The 15,507-nt window shown below is 72.9% G+C and carries 16 protein-coding genes; 8 read left to right on the top strand and 8 right to left on the bottom strand.

What is annotated here, in order from left to right:
- Positions 1–181: 181 nt before the first annotated feature.
- Positions 182–685, top strand: a complete 504-nt coding sequence (locus QRX60_RS47405; protein ID WP_285998016.1) for an SRPBCC family protein — start codon at positions 182–184, stop codon at positions 683–685.
- Positions 686–926: 241 nt separating this feature from the next.
- Here the strand turns inward: QRX60_RS47405 and QRX60_RS47400 are convergent, their stop codons facing one another.
- The 3 genes from QRX60_RS47400 to QRX60_RS47390 form a co-directional block, all read right to left on the bottom strand.
- On the bottom strand, positions 927–1,661 hold the full coding sequence (locus tag QRX60_RS47400) for an enoyl-CoA hydratase/isomerase family protein (protein WP_285998015.1): 735 nt from the start codon (positions 1,659–1,661) through the stop codon (positions 927–929).
- Between the two features lie 63 nt (positions 1,662–1,724).
- The gene (locus tag QRX60_RS47395; RefSeq protein WP_408630185.1) at positions 1,725–2,654 is read right to left on the bottom strand and encodes an ABC transporter permease; all 930 of its coding nucleotides are present in this window, start codon (positions 2,652–2,654) and stop codon (positions 1,725–1,727) included.
- Positions 2,651–5,515, bottom strand: a complete 2,865-nt coding sequence (locus QRX60_RS47390) for an alpha/beta fold hydrolase (RefSeq protein ID WP_285998014.1) — start codon at positions 5,513–5,515, stop codon at positions 2,651–2,653. Before QRX60_RS47390 ends, QRX60_RS47395 begins: the two co-directional genes overlap by 4 nt.
- A gap of 304 nt (positions 5,516–5,819) precedes the next feature.
- Between QRX60_RS47390 and QRX60_RS47385 the strand changes: the two genes are divergently transcribed.
- From QRX60_RS47385 to QRX60_RS47370, 4 genes are read left to right on the top strand one after another with little or no spacing between them, the layout of a single operon-like run.
- Positions 5,820–6,782, top strand: coding sequence for a TerC family protein (locus QRX60_RS47385; protein WP_285998013.1), 963 nt, complete (start codon positions 5,820–5,822; stop codon positions 6,780–6,782).
- A gap of 52 nt (positions 6,783–6,834) precedes the next feature.
- Positions 6,835–8,778, top strand: coding sequence for a S9 family peptidase (locus QRX60_RS47380; protein WP_285998012.1), 1,944 nt, complete (start codon positions 6,835–6,837; stop codon positions 8,776–8,778).
- Positions 8,779–8,808: 30 nt separating this feature from the next.
- The gene (locus QRX60_RS47375) at positions 8,809–9,153 is read left to right on the top strand and encodes a hypothetical protein (RefSeq protein WP_285998011.1); all 345 of its coding nucleotides are present in this window, start codon (positions 8,809–8,811) and stop codon (positions 9,151–9,153) included.
- 57 nt (positions 9,154–9,210) lie between these two features.
- Positions 9,211–9,390: a hypothetical protein gene (locus QRX60_RS47370; protein WP_285998010.1), complete on the top strand. Its 180-nt coding sequence runs from the start codon at positions 9,211–9,213 to the stop codon at positions 9,388–9,390.
- Here QRX60_RS47370 and QRX60_RS47365 read toward each other — a convergent pair.
- From QRX60_RS47365 to QRX60_RS47350, 4 genes are all read right to left on the bottom strand, one after another.
- On the bottom strand, positions 9,372–10,028 hold the full coding sequence (locus tag QRX60_RS47365) for an RES family NAD+ phosphorylase (protein ID WP_285998009.1): 657 nt from the start codon (positions 10,026–10,028) through the stop codon (positions 9,372–9,374). The two genes, QRX60_RS47370 and QRX60_RS47365, sit on opposite strands and share 19 nt — an antisense overlap.
- Before the next feature lie 51 nt (positions 10,029–10,079).
- Entirely contained in the window at positions 10,080–10,661 is a 582-nt protein-coding gene (locus QRX60_RS47360; RefSeq protein ID WP_285998008.1) for a MerR family transcriptional regulator, read from the bottom strand.
- A gap of 398 nt (positions 10,662–11,059) precedes the next feature.
- The gene (locus QRX60_RS47355) at positions 11,060–12,037 is read right to left on the bottom strand and encodes a LacI family DNA-binding transcriptional regulator (protein WP_285998007.1); all 978 of its coding nucleotides are present in this window, start codon (positions 12,035–12,037) and stop codon (positions 11,060–11,062) included.
- A gap of 105 nt (positions 12,038–12,142) precedes the next feature.
- Positions 12,143–13,042 (bottom strand): helix-turn-helix domain-containing protein, encoded by a 900-nt coding sequence (locus QRX60_RS47350; RefSeq protein WP_285998006.1) that lies wholly within the window; start codon positions 13,040–13,042, stop codon positions 12,143–12,145.
- Between the two features lie 10 nt (positions 13,043–13,052).
- On the opposite strand from QRX60_RS47350, the gene QRX60_RS47345 reads away from it, so the two are divergent.
- From QRX60_RS47345 to QRX60_RS47335, 3 genes are all read left to right on the top strand, one after another.
- On the top strand, positions 13,053–13,466 hold the full coding sequence (locus tag QRX60_RS47345; RefSeq protein WP_285998005.1) for an NUDIX hydrolase: 414 nt from the start codon (positions 13,053–13,055) through the stop codon (positions 13,464–13,466).
- A gap of 121 nt (positions 13,467–13,587) precedes the next feature.
- Complete coding sequence (locus tag QRX60_RS47340) at positions 13,588–14,061, top strand: MmpS family transport accessory protein (protein ID WP_285998004.1); 474 nt, start codon at positions 13,588–13,590, stop codon at positions 14,059–14,061.
- A gap of 22 nt (positions 14,062–14,083) precedes the next feature.
- Positions 14,084–14,830: an ABC transporter permease gene (locus tag QRX60_RS47335; protein ID WP_285998003.1), complete on the top strand. Its 747-nt coding sequence runs from the start codon at positions 14,084–14,086 to the stop codon at positions 14,828–14,830.
- On the opposite strand, the gene QRX60_RS47330 is transcribed toward QRX60_RS47335, so the two are convergent.
- Positions 14,814–15,500: a histidine phosphatase family protein gene (locus QRX60_RS47330; RefSeq protein WP_285998002.1), complete on the bottom strand. Its 687-nt coding sequence runs from the start codon at positions 15,498–15,500 to the stop codon at positions 14,814–14,816. The genes QRX60_RS47335 and QRX60_RS47330 overlap by 17 nt on opposite strands.
- Positions 15,501–15,507: the final 7 nt, after the last annotated feature.

Raw genomic sequence — 15,507 nt, 5'->3', positions numbered from 1 at the left:
ACAGAACCGGCCGCGGTCGGCAATCGGCTGTCCGGGCGCAGAATCGGTCAGGTTCCGACTTTCGTCGGGTGGCGCGCGTCCTCTCCCGTGCGCAACCGCGGGCACCGTGTGAGTTGTCCGGGTGATCAGCGCCCCGTACGGTCCGAAGCCGTAGGCACCGGCATCGAGCGAGGGGTCCGCCATGAAGGTTTCCGACTGCCCTACGACGCAGGTCGAAGTCCGCATCGCCGCGCGGCCGGCCGAGGTCTGGTCCTGGCTGCTGGACGTCGACCTGCCGGCCCGGTTCTCCAGCGAGTTCCAGGGCGGCGGCTGGGTCGAGGGCGCCGAGCCCGGCCTGGGCGCGCAGTTCCGCGGCCGCAACTCCCACCCGGTCGCCGGGGAGTGGGAGACCGTCTCGACGGTGACCGGCTACGAGCCCGAGCGGCTGTTCGCGTGGGCCGTGATGGACGTGACGAACCCGGCCGCGTCGTGGCGCTTCGAGCTCGTCCCCGACGGGGACGGCACGATCCTGCGCCAGTGGGCCCAGATCGGCCCGGGCCCGTCCAACCTGACGGCGATCATCGGCTCGATGCCCGAGCACGAGGAGGAGATCGTCGCGATGCGGCTGGGGGAGCTGCAGGGCAACATGCAGAAGACGGTCGAGGGCATCAAGGCCCTCGTCGAGAGCGGCGTCCACGCCGTCTAGCGTCGCGTGTTGCAGGAGTTTGACGTTCGGTGCGGCGGGAACCTGCGTCATGGGAGCCCGGCCCGTGCAGCCCCTCCCGCGACGCAGTGAATGACTCATTCACCTCGTCCGGCGACATGAATGACTCATTCATGTCGCCGGACCTGCCGCCGCGACCCTCGGCAGATCCCGGTCCGCTGCACCCGATGCCATCTTGGCGCGCAGGGCCGGGCCGCTGTCAACGGGCCTCGGACGCGCGACACTAGCGGAGCACCTTGTCCACATAGGACTTCACGGCGGCGAGTGCCGCGGGTGAGCGCCACAGCCGCTCCACCACCGGGTCGTCGGTGTGGCGGTACTCGGCGATCCGCTCGTGGAAGGGCTGGCGGATCTGGGCCTTGGTGTGCGCGAACGCCTCGGCGGGCAGCTCACCGAGGCGGCTCGCGACGGCCAGCGCCCGCTCGAGCACCTCGTCCGCCAGTTCGTCGACCAGCCCGCGCGCGAGGGCGTCCTCGCCGCGGTGGACGGCGCCCGAGTAGGTGAGCCCGGGCAGCGGCGCGGTGCCGTAGGCGCAGCGCAGGATCTCCAGCGCGGAGAGCGGGAACGGCACCCCGACCAGCAGCTCGGTCACGCCGATGGTGCCGGACCCGAGCACGCGGTGGTCGCACGCGGCCGCGAGCACGGCGCCGCCGGCGATGGCGGGTCCGTTCAGCGCGGCGACCACCGGACGCGGGAAGCCGAACACCGCAAGCAGCGCGTCGGACAGCAGCGGCAGGAACTCCGACACGTACGCCGCGCCGCCCTCGTGGATCCGCTTGAGGTCGACGCCCGCGGAGAAGATGCGGCCGGTGCCGGTGAGCACCATCGCGCGGGCTTGCGAGGCCTCCTCCAGCCGGAGCACGAGCTCGCGGCAGGAGTCGGTGTCGAGGGTGTTGGCCTTGCCGTGGTCGATCCGCAGCACGGCGACGTCGTGGTGGCTGTCCAGGGTGATCGGCACGGCCAGACCGTACCCCGGCGGGGCGGCCCGCTCAGGTTTTCTCGCTCGACCGGACGACCCGCTTCAGCTCGTGATGTCCTTCCGGGCGAACCGCCGCCCGGCGTAGAGGAAGAACACCGTCCCGTAGATGACCGCCGAAAGCATGCCGCTGGCCAGGTTCGTCCAGTCGACTTCGGTCGAGATCAGGTCCATCCACGAGAACGCGTAGTGCGTCGGCAGGTAGTTGCGCAGCCCCTCCAGCGCCGTGATCTGGTCCAGGATCTGCGACAGGATCGCCACCAGCACCGCGCCGCCGACCGCGCCGAGCGGGGCGTCCGTCGACACGCTCAGCGCCAGCGCCAGCCCGGCCACCCAGGCCAGCTGCAGGATGATGTAGACGGTGGACAGGGCGATGGCCAGCAGGCTGTCGCCGAAGGAGACCGCGTCCCCGGTCGGGCTGATCGCGTCGCCCGCGCCGTACCAGAGCACGCCGACGCCGAGCGACACCAGGGGCAGCAGCACCAGCGCCGCCGCCGACAGGAGCCCGGAGACGATCGCCTTCTGCCGCAGCACCCGCTGCCGTGGCACCGGCACCGCCAGCAGGTACTTCAGGCTCGACCACGACGCTTCGCTCGCGATCGTGTCGCCGAAGAACAACGCGACGATCATCGGCAGCAGGAACGTGCCCGAGACGAACAGCGCCAGCACGACGAAGTTCGGCGCGGACGCCGTGGCCAGGTCGACGAACCCGCCGCTGCGCCGGTTCGGGTTCGACTGCCCGAGCTCGAACGCGATCACCAGGATGAACGGCAGGATCGCGACGAACCCGAGCAGGAACTGCGTGCGCCGCCGCTTGAGCTGGCGCCGCAGCTCGACGCCGAGCCGCAGCGTCCGCCGGGCGGAGTAGCCCTCGACGGCGCCGTCCGGCCCGGACCCGGCGTGCTCGTGCGACGCGGCGTCGCTCAGTTCGTCCAGCGCGTGCGGGTCGGTGTGCACGCCCGATTCGGTGTTCACGATTCGTCTCCGACCAGTTGCAGGAACGCGTCTTCCAGCCGGCGCCGGGGCCCGGCCTGCTCCACCGCGACGCCGGCGCGGACCAGTGCCGCCACCGCCTCGGCGCGCGGCAGCCCGTCGAGGTTCGCGTGCACGAGGTCGCCGTCGACGTCGACCGCGGTGACCCCGCCGACCGCCTTCAGCGCCGCCGCGGCCGCGGCCGGGTCGCCGACCCGGAACGTCGCCTCGCCGCCGGCCGCGGCCAGCTCGCCGACCTCGCCCGCGGCGACCAGCGCGCCGCGGTGCATGACCACGACGTGCGTGCAGGTCTGCTCGACCTCGGCCAGCAGGTGGCTGGAGACCACCACGGTGCGGCCGGTCGCGGCGTAGCGCTGCAGCACCTCGCGCATCTGGTGGATCTGGGGCGGGTCGAGCCCGTTGGTCGGCTCGTCGAGCACCATGAGCTCCGGCAGCCCGAGCATCGCCTGCGCGATCGCCAGCCGCTGCCGCATGCCCTGGCTGTAGGTCCGCACGCGCCGGTCGACGGCCGTGCCGAGCCCGGCGATCTCCAGCGCCTCGCCGAAGTGCGCCTTGTCCGCCGGCCGTCCGGTGGCCGCCCAGTACAGCTCGAGGTTCGCCCGGCCGGACAGGTGCGGCAGGAACCCGGACCCCTCGACGAACGAGCCGATGCGCGAGAGCACCGGCGCGCCGCCGGTGATCTTGTGCCCGAAGACCCGGATCTGGCCCTTCGTCGGCGTGATCAGGCCCATCAGCATCCGCAGCGTGGTCGTCTTGCCCGCGCCGTTCGGCCCGAGCAGGCCGAGCACCTGGCCCGGCTCGACGCGGAAGGACAGGTCGTTCACCGCGACGAACCCGCCCGGGTACTCCTTGCGCAGCCCCTCGATGACCAGCGGTGTCGTGGCGAGCTCCGGATCGACGTCGGTGGCCCGGCGGCGGCGCAGCGCCGCGAAGAGCACCACGGCCATACCGATGGCCAGCGTCACGCCGATGCCCACCAGCTGCCCGACGGGGGCCGGCGAGCCGACCGACGTGCCGGGCACGACCGGGACGGCCAGCGCGGTGCCGCCGGCGAGGGCGACCCGGAACACCGCGGGCGCGGCCGGCGTCGCGAACGCCTGGTCGGTCGTGCCGACGACCAGGCGCAGCGAGTGCCCGCCCTCGATCGGCCGGACGATGCCGGGCAGCGTCACCGTGACCTCGACCGGCGTGCCGTCGGCGGGCAGCCCGCTCACCCGGAACGGCGCGATCGCGTTGGCCGGCAGCACCCGGGAGCCGTCCTGTCCGACGTCGTAGAGCTTCGCGAACAGCACCGCGTCCGGCTGCGGGTGCGCGGGGTCCGCGGCGACCTGCAGCCGCACGGTCGAGGAGCCGCTGACGACGAGCTGCCCGTCCAGCGGCGCGGTCGTGAACTGCGCGGCCTGGCCGGGCGGGTCGCTGCTGAACAACGCGCCCAGCCGGGACGTGCTGCTCGCGACGCCGTTGAGGCCGGGGATCCCGCTCACCGCCGAGGGGTTCGCCCCGGCGGGGCGCACGATCGCCTGCGCGGGACCGGTCATCGCCAGCAGTCGCCGCTCGGTGGCCGGGCCGGTGAGGCCGGGGTAGCCGGCCGCGGTGACCGTGCGCACCGACGGCGTTCCGTTGGCGCGCAAGGTGCCCTGGACGTCGTAGCTGAACCCGGTGCCCGGGTCGCCGCCGTCGACGGCCGTCCGGAGGAAGTCGGCGATCTTCCCGCGCAGCTGCGGTCCGGGCTTGCCACCGTCGTGGCCGCCCGTGTACCAGATCGTCCGCACCTTGCCGCCCGCCGCGGTGATCTGCCGCGCGGTGGCGTCGGACTGGTCGAGGCCGAACAGCGTGTCGCTCTCGCCCTGGACCAGCAGGGTCGGGACGGTGATCTTGCTCGTCACCGAGACGGGGGAGACGCGGCGCAGCAGGTCGACGCTGGCCTGGCTCGCCTGCCCGGTGGTGCCGAGTTCGGTGTAGGCGCGGCAGACGGCGGCGGTGAACCGGCCGCACGGGTCGGCCGGCCCGCTCTGGCGACCTCCGCCCGCGCCCGAGGGCACGGCGGGGGTGGCCGCGGCGGCGTTGCCGGTAGCACCGGTGGATCCCGTGTCGGTCGCCTGCCCGGCTTCCGGCGCCTCGGCCGACGGCGAGCCGCTGGACGCGGCGCCGGAGCCGGCCGAGAAGAAGATGCCGGCCCAGCTCTTCTTGAAGACGCCGTCGGTGGCGAAGGCCCCGGCGGCCGGGGTGCCCGAGGCCGTGAGCCCGGGGGTGGCCGCGTTCGGGACCAGGCCCTGCGCGAGGTCGTTGTAGGTGATCACCGGGGCGACCGCGTCGACGCGCTTGTCCGTGCCGGCCAGCAGCAGCGAGAGCGCGCCGCCGTAGGAGGCCCCGGTGACGGCGACCTTCGGGTCGCCCTTCGCGTCGGTGGTCACCTGGTGCTGCGCGACGAGCCGGTCGATCAGGCGGCTCGCGTCGGCGACCTCGCCGTCGGGGTCGTTGAGGCCGATCTTGCCGGTGCTCTTGCCGAACCCGCGCGCGGACCACGTCATGACGACGAAGCCCTTCCGCGCGAGTTCGCGCGCGTCGTCGGCGACGCTGTTCTTGTCCCCGCCGAACCCGTGCGCGAGCAGCACCGCGGGCGCGGGCACGGTGGCGGGCAGGTAGGTGGTCGTGTCGATCTTGACCTGCTCCGCCGAGCCGGGCGCGGCGGGCATGTCGATCAGCGCGTCCTGCGTGGGCACCGCGGCCGGCGGGGCGGGGCGCGTGATCCAGAAGACCGCGCCGGCGGCCAGGACCACGACGACGACGGCGAGCGCGGTGAGGCGGGCTCCGCGGGTGCGCGGGAGCGGGAGTCGGGGCACGAGGTGACCGTATGTGAACTTTCCTGAGAGTGTCCTCACCGGCTCACATCGATCACACGCCCGGGACCACCTGGTGGACCGGGGTGACCGAAATTACAGGACCAACCTGGTGACGTGCGCGATTCCGGCTGGCGCTCGGCCGGGGAGAACCGGCAAACTGGACGCGCTGTGAGGGGAGTATTCCTTCGCGGCGGTGTCGTCAGCACGGTGGCCCAGCGCCCCCGGCACCGTCGGCCGGTGTTTTCACCGGCGGGAGAGACCTCCGGTTAGTTGCTCATGCGCACTATCCGGAGGTTCGTGTTCCATGACTGTCCCCCTGTGGCTGTGGATCGCCACGATCGGTGGCCTGCTCGCGCTCATCGCGCTGGACCTGGTCATCGTCGATCGCAAGCCGCACGAAGTGACCACGGGGGAAGCTGCTCGCTGGGTGATCTTCTACGTCTCCTGCGCGGTGCTCTTCGGTGCGGGCGTGTGGTTCTTCGCCGGGCACGAGCCGGGCGTCGAGTTCTTCACCGGGTACATCACCGAGTACTCGCTGAGTGTCGACAACCTGTTCATCTTCATGATCATCATGGCGTCGTTCAAGGTGCCCGCCATCCACCAGCACCGCGTGCTGCTGGTCGGCATCCTGCTCGCGCTGGCCTTCCGCAGCGTCTTCATCGCCATCGGGGCCGCGCTGATCGCGCAGTTCGTCTGGGTGTTCTTCCTCTTCGGCGCGATCCTCGTCTGGACCGCGGTCAGCATGCTGCGCGGCAAGGGCGAGGACGAGGAGTACCACGAGAACGCCGTCACCCGGCAGGTCCGCAAGTTCGCCCCGGTGACCGACGACTACCACGGCCACCACTACACGGTGAAGCTGAACGGCAAGCGGATGATCACGCCGATGCTGCTGGTGATCGTGGCCATCGGCTCGGCGGACCTGCTCTTCGCGGTCGACTCGATCCCGGCGATCTTCGGCATCACGCAGGAGGCGTTCCTCGTCTTCACCGCCAACGCGTTCGCGCTGATGGGCCTGCGGCAGCTGTACTTCCTGCTCGGCGGGCTGGTGACGAAGCTGGTCTACCTGACCTACGGCCTCGCGGTGATCCTCGCGTTCATCGGCGCGAAGCTGTTCCTGCACGCGCTGCACGAGTACCACGTCGTGCCGGACTGGCTGGACATCAACAACTGGATCTCCCTCGGCGTCATCATCGTCGTGCTCACCGTGACCACGGTGGCGAGCCTGGCGAAGGCCCGCCGCGACGAGCGCAAGCAGGTCGCGGCGTAAGTCCCGACGAAGGTCGTTCGCAGCGCTAAGGATTTCGGGTACGGTCGAGGACGTGCGTCCTGCCGACATCGAAGCCCTCGTCGTTCCCGGCCGTCCCGCGCTGCGCGGGAACCTGCTGCTCACCGCGGTTAAGAAGCCCGACCTGAAGACGAACGCCGCGCACAGCTCAGTGCGGCGCGTCTCGCTCGAGGGCGGCGAGTCCGCGTGGACGCACGGTCCGCGCGACTCGGCGCCCGCGATCTCCCCGGACGGGCGCTGGGTGGCGTTCCTCCGCGCGGGGGAGGGCAAGGGCGCCGACGGCAGCCCGCAGCTGCACGTCATGCCGGCCGACGGCGGTGACGCGCGCCGGCTGACGTCGCTGCACCTCGGCGCCGGCGAGCCGGTGTGGGCGCCGGACTCGAGGCGGATCGCCTTCACCGCCCGGGTGCCCGAAGCCGGCCGGTACGGGACGGCGGACGCCGACGGCGAGACGCCGGAGCCGGCCGCCGAGGCCCCGCGCCGGATCACGCGCATGGACTACCGGATCGACGACGTCGGCTTCCTGCGCGACCGCACGCAGCGGCTGTTCGTCGTCGACACGTTCGAGGAAGTCCCGGCGGACCTCGAACCGCTGACCGGCGACGGGTACGACGTCACCACCCCGGTGTGGACCCCGGACGGCACCCGCGTCGTCTTCACGGCACCGCCGGACTGGGGTGCGGCCGAGAGCGACCACCGCGACGTCTGCGCGATCTCCGCCGAGGGCGGCGAGCCCGAGCTGGTCGTGCGCGGCGTGGGGTACTCGGAGCGTCCGGCGTTCGCCGCCGACGGCACGCTGTTCTACTTCGGACAGTCGTTCGAGGAGCACCACGAAGCCGCGATGACCGGGCTCTACGCGGCGACGCCGGAGTTCGGCGCAGGCCCGGTGAAGGCGCGCCGGCTCACCGACATCGAAACCGTCGACTGCGAGGCCTCGGCGGGCCCGCCGGCGCCGCGCGAGGGCGACGTGCTCGTGGCCGTCCGCAACCGCGGTGCGGTGGAGCTGCGCGCGGTCCCCTTCGACGCCGCGGACGCTCCCTTGGCCGATCTGCCGGTGGTCTACGCGGACCGCACCGCGCTCCGGTCGTTCACCCTGGACGGCCCGGTGCTGGCGGCGGTGATCGCCACGCCGGACACCTCGGGCGAGGTCGTGCTGCTCCGGGACGGCGTCCCGCAGGTGCTGACCGGCTACTCGAAGCCGTTGCGCGACAAGGGCATCCGGCCGATGCTCGAGCTGGAGACCACGGCGCCGGACGGCTACCCGGTGCACGGCTGGCTGGTGCTGCCCGAAGGCGACGGCCCGCACCCGGTGCTGCGCGTGGTGCACGGCGGCCCGTTCACCCAGCAGGACTGGGCGGTGTTCGACGAGGCGCAGGTGTACGCGGCCGCGGGGTACGCGGTGGTGCTCGGCAACCCGCGCGGCTCGGCGGGCTACGGGCAGGCCCACGGCCACTCGATCTCGCACGGCTTCGGCACGGTCGACGTCGACGACGTCCTGGCGCTGCTGGACAAGGCGCTGGAGCGCCCGGACCTGGACGCCTCCCGCGTGGGCATCATGGGCGGTTCGTACGGCGGGTTCATGACGAGCTGGCTGGCGGCCCACCACGGCGAGCGGTTCAAGGCGGCGTGGAGCGAGCGCGCGGTCAACGCGTGGGACTCGATGGTCGGCAGCTCCGACATCGGCTACACGTTCGTCGACGCGTACGTCGGCGCGTCGCCGGAAGTGCAGCGCGAGCGTTCGCCGCTTTCGTACGCGGCGCAGATCAAGATCCCGTTCGCGGTGGTCCATTCGGAGGAGGACTGGCGGTGTCCGCTGGAGCAGGCGCAGCGGATGTTCGTGGCCCTGCGGCGCGCGGGCGCGCCGGCGGAGTTCCTGCTGTTCCCGGGTGAGGGGCACGAGCTGTCCCGGTCCGGGCGCCCCCGCCACCGGGTGCAGCGCTTCGAGGCGATCCTCGACTGGTGGGGGCGTCACCTCTAGGCCTGTTGCGCGGGCCGCCGGAGCCTGCGAATGTCCGTGGTCATGACGGTGCCCGAGGTGGATTTCGAGCTCGAGACCTGGCGGATGGTGCTGTTCCGGGCGGGTCCGCGCGCCGGCGAGATCTCCGAGGAGATGGCTCGCGAGCTGCGTGCCCGGCATCTTTCGTCGGCGCGCCGGCAACAGGCTGCAGGGGCGCTGCTGTTCGCGGGCGCGGTGCCGGAGCCGTCGTCTTCGTTGCCGGTGACCGGGGTGGCGTTCTTCCGGACGTCGGAGGCGGAGACCCGCGCGATCCTGGACGCCGATCCGGCGGAGCAGGCCGGGCTGATCGCGTCGGAGATCGTGGGCTTCGTCTGCCCGCGGGGCACGCTTGGCTGACGGGCTGGTCTGCTTCGACGTCGACGGCACGCTGGTCCCCGGCACGAGCTCGTGCGCGTGGGTGGCCGCGGTGCTGGGGCACGAGGCCGGTCCGACCTGTCGCTCTTCGCCGCCGTCGGGACGAGCATCGGCTTCAACCCCGCGCCGCAGGCTCGCGCGGTCGCCACCCACGTCGTCGACTCCGGTGACCTGACCGCGATCGTCCCGCTGCTCGAAGCTCAGTTCAGCAGCGTGTAGTTCAGCTCTTCGCAGACCCGGCCCAGCGGCACGTCCAGGCCCGGGTGGTCCAGCGGCAGCAGCACGTCCGGCGCGATCGGCAGCGCCGCGCCCGCCGGCGGGTCCCACAGGCAGAGCGCCGGGTCGCCGGAGTCCATCGAGGAGCGGTACCAGAGGCCGTCGAGGTCGCTGAACGCGCCGCGGATCGCGCGAGCCCACGCCTGCGTCAGCTTCTTCGGCCCGCTGGAGATCTCCTGCGACGCGCCCACCCGCGTCGGCCACAGGCCGGTCAGGTCGAGCAGGCGCAGCGTGCGGGTCGGGCGGACGACGACCAGCCGGGGGCCGCGCGTGCGGCGGTCGACCGCCGAACTCGTCTGGAAGACCTCCGCGACCGAGGTGCGCACCGTGAGGCCGAAGTAGAGGACCCCGTTCGCGGGGTCGGCGACCGGTGCGCCGCCACGGCCGGGCGACTGCTGGTCGAACCGGCCGTGCGGGAGCGGGCCGGTGTAGCGGAACGAGTTCCACTGCTGGGGGTGGTTGCCGTGCGCGGTGAAGATCCGGACGAGCCTGGTCGCGGGCTGGACCGTCACCACGTCGTCGGCGCGGTTCAACTGCCGGACCAGGACGGATCGGGCGGGCGGCAGCGGGAGCCGGGCCATGGGTCGGGGGTGGTCCGTCCTTGTCGGTGATCTTGCTCGGGGAGGCCCAGCCTAGAACGGCGAGCCGAGCATGGCGATGAGGCGGGCGACGTGGTCCGGGTCACCCCCGGAGAGGAGCCACTGGCGAGGGGTCGCCGGGTGCTCGTTGATGACCAGGTCGGGCTGCGGGGTGCTCATGAACGCGGCGACGACGAGCGCGGGCTGGTCCTCGGGGAGGGCTTTGAGCACGACCTCGAGGCCGGGCAGCACGCCCGAGCCGGCGAACTGCCACGCCGGGAGCCGCCAGCCGCCGTCCTTCCAGCCGGTCAGCCTGCCTTCCTTGAGGCGGTGGCGGATCCGGCTGTCGTCGACGCCGAGGGCCTTCGCCGCCTCGTTGACGCTGAGCGCGCTCTCGGCGAGGACGGCGTGGGCGGCGACGGTGCGCGCCCGGAAGTCCGGTTCGCTCTCGCGGCGCGGCGAAAGGTCGAGGCCGACGTCGGTCAGCGCGGCACGCTGGTCGGCGGAGAAGTAGTGCGAGGGATCCGGGTTCGGTGGGGACAGTCTGCGCGCCGCGTCTTCGACGAGCGTGAGGAACTCGTTCGCGTCGACCTTCAGGCCCGCCTTGGCGAGGATGTTCTCCAGCGCTACAGACATGTGGCTCAGGTTAACCCGAAACAGCGCGCGTGTGCGGGTTCGTGCGGTTTCTTGCCCGGACTGTGGGTGAATTCACCAGAGATCGACACTTACCGCACATCACTCAACACGTTGAGTAAGCAACTTCCGGATAGTCTGCCCGCATCGGACGACGTTGTCCAGGCTTGACAGTGTGCGTCCCCGGTCTTACGTTCCGTGTGAGTAAACGATTTCCGCTCCGTGCTCACAGGATCCGGCGGGTTGGCGCCGGCCATGGGGGACACAGGGGGTGGGGCGTGCCTGGGGGGCCTGGCACGAGCCGGCCCCCCAGGCACGTCTGTCCGCGGATGCCCCTGCTTCGAACCGGCTGTCTGCGTGCGCGAGTCGACCTTCGGGGGACCTGCCCTGCTCGGTCTGCCTCAGCGGCGTGAGCTCTTCCGCTCGATCAGCCGGGCTTCGAGCGTCGTGGTCGTCGCTTCGCGGCTGCTGTCCGCGATCCGGGCCAGCAGGAGCTGCGCCGCCACGCGGCCGACCTCGTACGCCGGCTGGGCGACCACCGTCAGCGGCGGGTCGATGAGCGTCGTCCACGGGGCGTCGTCGAACGAGACGATGCCGACGTCACGGCCCGAACGCAGGCCGCGCGACGAGAGCGCTTCGAGCACGCCGATCGCCATCGTGCTGTTCGCGACCAGGAGTGCGTCCGGCGGCGACGGCTCGTCGAGCAGCTCCAGCGCGGCCAGCCGGGCGCCCTCGGCCCGGTATTCCGCCCGCCGGGACACGACGTTCGCTTCGCCGACGACGTCGGCGTACCCGGCCAGGCGGTCGTCGGCCGTGCGGACGCCGGCGGGCCCGGTCAGGCAGCCGACGCGGCGGTAGCCGCCCGCCAGCAGGTGCCGCGTGGCTTCGGCGGCGGCGTGGCGCGTGTCGACCAGGACCTGGTCGCCCGTGTCGGCGGGCAGCGGGCGGTCCACCGCCACCAGCGGCGTGCCCTGACGGCGCAGGCCCTCGACGTTCGTCGACCGGCCGGTGGGCGACAGCACCACGCCGGCGACCCGCTCCTGCAGCGCGACCTCGATGTAGCGCCGTTCCTTGTCCTCGTTCTCGTCGGAGTTGCAGAGCACGACGGAGTAGCCCGACCGCTGCGCGAGGTCCTCGACCCCGCGCGCGATGGCCGTGAAGAACGGGTTTTCGACGTCGGAGATGATCAGCGCGAGGACCGCGGTCTCCTGGCGGCGGAGGTTCCGCGCCAGCCCGTTCGGGTGATAGCCGAGCTCGGCGGCCGCCTCCTGGACGCGCGCGGCGAGCATCGGGTCCACAGTGGACTTGCCGTTGAGCGCGCGCGACACGGTCGCCGTGGAGACGCCGGCCCTCGCCGCGACGTCGCTGATGGTGGCCACACGCCCTCCCTGATCACTGGTCGAAGGGAGGATAGCGCTCCTGGTAGTCGTTTACCGTCCGCTTACCCTCCCGGGTGAGAGTCCACTTCCGGTTGCCCGCACGGGTTACGCCGAACGGAGCCGGTCACGCACCGCCTCGTCCACAGTGGAGGGTGGGCGGAAGTAGGCGCGGGGTGTCAGCCCGGTGAGGGCCCGGCAGTCCCGGCTGAGGTGCGCTTGGTCGGCATACCCCGCGGCGGCGGCCAGCGCGGCCAGCCCGGGGGTGCGCGGAGCCAGGGCGACGGCGCGCTGGAAGCGGCTGACCCGGAGGTAGGTGGCCGGCCCGTACCCGACGGCCTGGACGAACCGCCGCCGCAGCCGCCGCTCGCTCACCGCGAAGGGCCCGGGGTCTTCGAGCCGCGCGGCGGTGAGCTCCGGCGCGGCCCGGGGTGCGCCCGGCCGGGCGAGGAGGGCGGCGGCTCGGGCTGGGCCGGCGCTTTGGGTGGTGAGTGAGGCCGGATCCGCGCCGCTTCGGTCGAGCGCCGCCGCGGTGCGGGCTGCTCCCGTCACCATCGCCGCCGCCTCCGCGACCCGTGCCGCTCCCGCGTCCAGCCTCGCGATCAGCGCCGCCACCGCCGGGTCCGCCGGCGGCACCTCCGGCAACCGCGACGCAACCGCTTGCGCCGGCGTCAGCTCACCCGACAGCAACCGCTCCGCCAGCTCCTCCCCGGCACGCCCCCACACCTCACCCAACGGCACCCGGCGGTCGCGCAGCTCGTCGGCCGCCACGCCGAGGACCGCTGGTGCCCGCCCGGGTGTGAACCTCACTCCTCGAAGCTCCGCGCGAGGCCGGGTCACCGACGACCACGCCGCCGTGTCCGGGCCCGCGATGAACACCGCGCCGTCGCCGACGACCAGGTCCAGGCAGCCGTCGGGGACGATCCGCTTCGGTCCCGCCGAAGCCGACCGCCACACGCAGCGCGCCACGCCCGCCAGCGCCCCGGGAGGCGCCGCCTCTTCGTACATACTCCAGATCATGCACCCGGGGTCCGACAAAACCATCGACGCACTGGCCTGGATCCACGTCCGCGACCGCCGCCTGCTGTCCGTCCGCACCACCGGGAAGACGAAGTTCTACCTCCCCGGCGGCAAGCGCGAGCCGGGCGAGGGCGACGTCGCCGGGTTGTGCCGGGAGATCCGCGAAGAGCTCGGCGTCGAGCTCGACCCGCTCACCTTCCGCTTCTTCGCCGCCCTCGAAGAGCAGGCCGACGGGTTCGCCGACGGCCGGCTGGTCCGGATGACCTGCTACACCGCCGACCACCGGGGCGAGCCCACGCCGTCGCGGGAGATCGCCGAGGCCGCCTGGCTCACCTCCGCCGAAGCGCCGGCCTGCCCGCCCGCCGGTCAGCGGGTCCTGCGGATGCTCGCCGAAGCGGGGCTCGTGGACTGAGGGCACCCATTTGGGTGAAAGTTGCACATCTCGCGAAGCACGGCTAACGCGCAGTGAGGTCACGGCGAGATATAGGTCGACGCACTCGGCGGAAGTGCGCGCGACGAGAGAAGACCTCTCCATGGGTGTTCCCACCGCGATCCGGCTCGGCCACGACTGTCCGCGCCGTGCCAGGTCGGCCGGCAGCGTCGTGGTCGTCCTGGGCGTGCTCGCCGCCGCCGTCGCGGTGACGACGTTCGTCGTGCCCCGGACCGCGCGCGGACCGGCCAGGGAAGAGCCGGTGGCCGCGCCGGTCGTGCCGGCCGCGGTCGCCACCGTCAGCCATTCCGTCGTCTACGAGCTGCTCGGCGCGCACCGCGCCCAGGACGTCACGTACGCCGCCGCGGGTTCGGCGCTGACCCAGCGCGCCGAGGTGACGACGCCGTGGTCGGCGGAGTTCACCCGCGTCGGCCCGGCCGGCCGCACCGAGTTCTACAGCATCGCCGCCCGCAACCCCGGGCCCGGCGAGCTGCGCTGCCGGATCGTGGTCGACGGCGTCGTCGTCGCCGAGAAGACCGTCGCCGAGCCGGGCCGCCAGTTCAGCTGCGCCGTCTGAGTTCTGGGGCAGGATCGGCGGCGTGAGCAACGCCGCGATCACCTTCGGACCCGCCCTGGTGGCGGTCCTGGTCCTGCTCGCCGCCACCGCCACCGCGGTCGTCCGGGCCGGCGGGCTCGGGCGGGGACGCGACGTGCTGATCGCCGCCGTCCGGGCGGTGGCGCAGCTGGCTCTCGTGTCGCTGGTGATCACCGCCGTCCTGCGGTCGCCCCCGCTCACCGGCGTGTTCGTGCTGCTGATGTTCGGCATCGCCGCGGTGACGTCGGCCCGGCGCGCCGGCACCTGGGCGAACCTGCCGTGGACGGCGCTGGCGATCGCGGCGGGCGTCGCGCCGGTGCTCGCCCTCGTGCTGGGCGCCGGGGTGGTCCCGCTCGAGCCGATCGCGGTGGTGCCGATCGCCGGCATCGTCATCGGCGGCGCGATGACCGCGACGTCGCAGGCCGCGCGCCGGGCGCTCGACGAGCTGAAGGCCCGCCACGGCGAGTACGAAGCGGCGCTCGCCCTGGGGTTCCTGCCGCGGCCCGCCGCGCTGGAGATCTGCCGCCCGTCGGCCGGGCACGCGCTGATCCCGGCGCTGGACCAGACCCGCACGGTCGGCCTGGTGACGCTGCCGGGCGCCTACGTCGGCGTGCTGCTGGGCGGCGCGGGCCCGGTGCAGGCGGGCATGACGCAGGTGCTGGTGCTGATCGGGCTGCTCGCCGCGGAGGCCGTCTCGATCCTGGTGACCGTGCAGTTCGTCGCGGCGGGGAAGCTCAACCGAGCGGGGTAGCCAGGTGGCCCGTGTCGTTGAAGCGCCGGATGATCCAGCTGTCGCCGTGCAGCACCAGGTGCGAGATCGACCCGTTGTCGGCGCCGAGGAACGCGAACCGCTCGACCGAGCGGCTGGCCTGCGCGAACACCTCGCCGATCACGCCGCCGTGGGTGAACACGGCGACGCGCCGGTCCGGGTGCGCGGCGGCGATCCGCGTCAGCGCGCCGCGCAGCCGGGCGCCGAACCGCTCGTCGGACTCCGCGCCCGGGATGACGTCCCAGCGCTGCTCGGCCCACAGCCGCTCGACGATCGGATGGCCGTCGGTCGTGTACTTCCGGAAGAGGCCGTTCTCCCAGTCGCCGAGGTGGATCTCGCGCAGGTCCGGCTCGACGACCGGCGTGATCCCGAGCTTCTCCGCCAGCGGCGCCGCGGTCTCCGCCGTGCGGCGCAGGGTCGTCACGTAGATCGCGTCGATCCGCTCGCCGGCCAGCCGGTCGCCGACGCGCCGGGCGTGGTCGCGGCCGTCGGGCGCGAGCTCCGGGTCGGCCTGGCCGTCGACCAGCGGAAAGGGGTTTTCGCCGCGGGCGGGAGCCGACTCGCCGTGGCGCACCAGGAAGATCTCCGTCGCGCCCGGCGGCGGGCTGAAGCGGTGCTGGCGGTATTCGATCTCCTGCTCGGGCGTGCTCATGGCCTCG

It is taken from the genome of Amycolatopsis mongoliensis, assembly GCF_030285665.1.
Lineage (GTDB): Bacteria > Actinomycetota > Actinomycetes > Mycobacteriales > Pseudonocardiaceae > Amycolatopsis > Amycolatopsis mongoliensis.
This window is presented reverse-complemented; position numbering and strand designations above follow the sequence as displayed.

Excerpts from the sequence above, each read along its gene's own strand:
- QRX60_RS47330 (WP_285998002.1), bottom strand. The coding sequence starts at position 15,500 with ATGAGCACGCCCGAGCAGGAGATCGAATACCGCCAGCACCGCTTCAGC.
- QRX60_RS47360 (WP_285998008.1), bottom strand. The coding sequence starts at position 10,661 with ATGTCTGTAGCGCTGGAGAACATCCTCGCCAAGGCGGGCCTGAAGGTC.
- QRX60_RS47375 (WP_285998011.1), top strand. The coding sequence starts at position 8,809 with ATGTCCGTGGTCATGACGGTGCCCGAGGTGGATTTCGAGCTCGAGACC.
- QRX60_RS47340 (WP_285998004.1), top strand. The coding sequence starts at position 13,588 with ATGGGTGTTCCCACCGCGATCCGGCTCGGCCACGACTGTCCGCGCCGT.
- QRX60_RS47385 (WP_285998013.1), top strand. The coding sequence starts at position 5,820 with ATGACTGTCCCCCTGTGGCTGTGGATCGCCACGATCGGTGGCCTGCTC.
- QRX60_RS47350 (WP_285998006.1), bottom strand. The coding sequence starts at position 13,042 with ATGTACGAAGAGGCGGCGCCTCCCGGGGCGCTGGCGGGCGTGGCGCGC.
- QRX60_RS47345 (WP_285998005.1), top strand. The coding sequence starts at position 13,053 with ATGCACCCGGGGTCCGACAAAACCATCGACGCACTGGCCTGGATCCAC.
- QRX60_RS47405 (WP_285998016.1), top strand. The coding sequence starts at position 182 with ATGAAGGTTTCCGACTGCCCTACGACGCAGGTCGAAGTCCGCATCGCC.
- QRX60_RS47365 (WP_285998009.1), bottom strand. The coding sequence starts at position 10,028 with ATGGCCCGGCTCCCGCTGCCGCCCGCCCGATCCGTCCTGGTCCGGCAG.